At 72.6% G+C, this 3,160-nt stretch carries 3 protein-coding genes; 1 reads left to right on the forward strand and 2 read right to left on the reverse strand.

The genetic code is table 11. The features are described from left to right. Positions 1 to 12 precede the first annotated feature (12 nt). Both G5C65_RS34285 and G5C65_RS34290 read right to left on the reverse strand, forming a co-directional pair. A complete protein-coding gene (locus G5C65_RS34285) occupies positions 13 to 954 on the reverse strand; it encodes a TIGR03619 family F420-dependent LLM class oxidoreductase (protein WP_165302970.1) in 942 nt (313 codons plus the stop codon). Positions 955 to 962: 8 nt separating this feature from the next. Further along, complete coding sequence (locus G5C65_RS34290) at positions 963 to 2,180, reverse strand: amidohydrolase family protein (protein WP_206442588.1); 1,218 nt, start codon at positions 2,178 to 2,180, stop codon at positions 963 to 965. A 155-nt stretch (positions 2,181 to 2,335) separates the two neighbouring features. On the opposite strand from G5C65_RS34290, the gene G5C65_RS34295 reads away from it, so the two are divergent. After that, a partial coding sequence (locus G5C65_RS34295) for an AfsR/SARP family transcriptional regulator (RefSeq protein ID WP_165302969.1) occupies positions 2,336 to 3,160 on the forward strand: 825 nt, incomplete at its 3' end.

A 3,160-nucleotide genomic window follows, 5' to 3' on the forward strand; every position in this document is an offset into this window, starting at 1 on the left:
CCCCCCAGCGGCTCACTCCCCCAGCAGCGGGCCGACCTCCTCCCCGAACGCCGCCATCTGCTCCAGCAGCTCCGCCGCCGACCGGCTCCGCAGCCGCACCTGCACCTGCCGCACCCCCATCGCGGCGAACTCCCGCAGCGACTCCGCCACCCGCTCCGGCGGGCCCGAGACCACCCGGCGCCCCACGTCCCACCGCGGCCGCCCCACGTACACCGGCTCCGCTATGGCCCCCACCACGCACGGCTGGGCGACCCCGGCCTCGGCGCGCAGCCGCCGCAGCCGCGCGATCTGCCCCGGAAGCGCGTCCCGCGGGTCGCCCTGCGGCAGCCACCCGTCGCCCCGTACGGCGGCGCGCCGCACCGCCGCGGCCGACGAGCCGCCCACCCACACCGGCACCCGCGGACGGCGGGCGGGACGCGGACGCTGCCCCAGGTCCCGGAAGGCGTACCGCTCCCCCTCCCACTCGGGGAACTCCTCCTCGCCCAGGGCCGCCTTCAGCGCGTCGACCGTCTCGTCCAGCACCCGCCCGCGCCGGGCGAAGTCCGCGCCCAGCGCCTCGAACTCCTCCCGTACATGTCCGGCGCCCACCCCCAGGATGAGCCGCCCCCCGGACAGGTGGTCGAGCGTGGCGTACTGCTTGGCGGTGGCCAGCGGGTGCCGCAGCCCGACGACGGCGACATGGCTCAGCAGGGCCACCCGCTCGGTGGCCGCCGCCAGATAGCCGAGGGTCGCGACGGGGTCGTACCAGACGGTGGACATGGCGCCGGCCAGCCGGCGCGGCACGGCGACATGTTCACAGCAGGCGATGTACGCGAAACCGTACCGGTCGGCGGCGCGGGCGACGGCCAGCAGCTCCGCGGGTCCCGCCCGCGCCTCCCACGGCTCGGCGTACAGCGTGCTGAGCGACTGCACGGGCAGCTGCATCCCGTACCGCAGCCCCGCACCCGGCGGCATCCCGTCGCTCAGCCCGCCCACAGCCCGTCCTCGGTGAGGCCCAGCAGCTCGATGGCGTTCCCCCGCACAATCCGCTCCACCACCGCGGCGTCCAGGTGCCCCATCTGCGCCTCGCCGACCTCGCGCGACTTGGGCCAGGTGGAGTCGGAGTGCGGATAGTCGGTCTCGTAGAGCACGTTGGGGACTCCGATGGCATCCAGATTGCTCAGCCCGAAGGCGTCGTCGAAGAAGCAGCCGTAGACGTGCCCGGCGAACAGCTCCGACGGCGGCTGGAGCACCTTGTCGGCGACGCCGCCCCACCCCCGGTTCTCCTCCCACACCACATCGGCGCGCTCCAGGATGTAGGGGATCCACCCGATCTGACCCTCCGCGTACATGACACGGAGCCCGGGGAAGCGGTCGAACTTGCCGCTCATCAGCCAGTCGACCATCGAGAAGCAGCAGTTGGCGAAGGTGACCGTGGAGCCCACGGCGGGCGGCGCGTCCTTCGAGGTGGACGGCATCCTGCTGGACGAGCCGATATGCATGGCGATGACGGTCCCGGTCTCCTCGCAGGCGCGCAGGAACGGGTCCCAGGCGTCCCCGTGGATGGACGGCAGCCCCAGATACGGCGGTATCTCCGAGAAGCACACGGCCCGCACCCCGCGCGCGGCGTTGCGCCGCACCTCCTCGGCGGCCAGCTCCGCGTCCCACAGCGGCACCAGAGCAAGCGGAATCAGCCGCCCGTGCGCGTCAGGCCCACACCATTCCTCCACCATCCAGTCGTTGTACGCGCACACGCACAGCAGGCCCAGTTCGCGGTCCCGGGCCTCGGTGAACGTCTGCCCGCAGAAGCGCGGAAAGGTGGGGAAGCACAGCGCCGACTGGACGTGGTTGACGTCCATGTCGGCCAGCCGCTCCCGTACGTCGTACGACCCGGGCCGCATCTGCTCGTAGGTGATGCCCTCCAGCCGCACCTCCTCCCGGGCGTAGCCCACGGCGGTGTCGAGCCTGGTCAGCGGCCGGTGCAGATCCTCATACACCCACCAGTCCACCAAGGGGCCCGAATCCCCCTTTTGCCCCATCTCAGGGGCGAACCGCCCCCCGACGAAGCTCATCTCCTTCAGCGGGGCGCGGACCACCCGGGGCCCGGCCTCCCGGTACTTCGACGGAAGCCGGTCCTGCCAGACGCGGGACGGCTCCACCGTGTGATCGTCCACCGAAATGATCCTCGGGAAGCTCTCCATGCGGACCACGGTAGCGCCGATCTGACGCACCGTCAGCTAACTGGTCGGGGTTTGCGAAGGGTTGGCAGTAAGGCCGGTACCCGAGCTGACGTAGTGAGCCTTGACAGGGCAGACTGACCACTGCGGCAGTGGAGCGCGGATTCGCAGGGGGCACCATGGGCGCCGAGGACCTCAGGGAACGCGATACGGAGCAGCGGGACGGCCAGCTCCGGTTCGCTGTACTAGGTCCCGTACGCGCCTGCCGCGGCGAGCGCGCGCTGAACCTGGGCTCGCCGCAGCAGAAGGCCCTGCTCGCGGCCCTCCTGCTGCGCAACGGGCGTACGGCGACGGCCGAGGAGCTGATAGACGCGATCTGGGGCGAGGAGCCCCCCGAGCAGGCAAAGGCCGCCCTGCGCACGTACGCGTCCCGGATCCGCAAGGCGCTCGAGAAGAACTCCGGCCTCCTGGTGAGCGAGTCCGGCGGCTATGCGATGCGCACCGGTCCCGACACGGTGCTGGACCTGGACACCGCGCAGGACCTCGCCATGCACGCGGAGAAGGCGGCGTCCACGGGCGATCACGCCCGCGCCCGCGAGCTCTACGACCGGGCCCTCGCCTGCTGGGGCGGCGAGGTACTGGCCCACGTCCCCGGGCCGTACGCCGAAGCACACCGCACCCGCCTGGAGGAGTGGCGCCTCAGCCTCCAGGAGCACCGCCTCGACCTCGACCTCCAGCTCGGCGGCCACGCCGAGGCCGTCAGCGAGCTGACCGCCCTCACCGCGGCCCACCCCCTGCGCGAGCGCCTCCGCGAACTCCTCATGCTGGCCCTCTACCGCAGCGGCCGCCAGGCGGAGGCCCTGGCCGTCTACGCCGACACCCGCCGCCTGCTCACCGACGAACTGGGCGTCGAGCCGCGCCCCGAGCTCGCCGAGCTCCAGCAGCGCATCCTGGAGGCCGACGAGGCCCTCAGCTACGAGCCGGACGCCGCATCGGCCCCCACC

Source organism: Streptomyces boncukensis (genome assembly GCF_011045075.1).
In the GTDB taxonomy this organism is placed as follows: Bacteria; Actinomycetota; Actinomycetes; order Streptomycetales; family Streptomycetaceae; genus Streptomyces; species Streptomyces boncukensis.